At 58.4% G+C, this 339-nt stretch carries 1 pseudogene; it reads right to left on the bottom strand.

Features of this window, described 5'->3' with window-relative positions:
* Window positions 1–339, bottom strand: a pseudogene (locus tag IB248_RS31105) (ISNCY family transposase); the annotation flags it as partial.

Here is a 339-nt window from a genome sequence, read left to right on the forward strand (position 1 = left end):
CACACCGGGCAGGGACGATCGCAAACCGCGCGTTGTAGTCCTCCACGAAGTCCGGCAAGAAGGTATTGCCGGCCTCCATGGTGTCGATGCCAGAAAGCCGCAGTTCTTTGACCAACCGATCCTGCAGTGTCCGGTTCATCCGCTCGACACGGCCCTTGGCCTGGCTCGAATTTGCGCAAAGAATCTCGATGTTTAGCTCGCACAGCGCACGGCCGAACTGGGTCATCCCCTGGCCACCCTTGGCGTCCTTTTTAGGGACCCGGAACACCGTATGCTTGTCGGAATAAAAGGCGATCGGAGCACCGTGATCCTTCAGGTAAAGCTCGAGCGCCTCGAAAT

Origin of the sequence: Rhizobium sp. RHZ01 (assembly GCF_014851595.1) — a bacterium.
Taxonomy (GTDB): Bacteria; Pseudomonadota; Alphaproteobacteria; order Rhizobiales; family Rhizobiaceae; genus Rhizobium; species Rhizobium altiplani.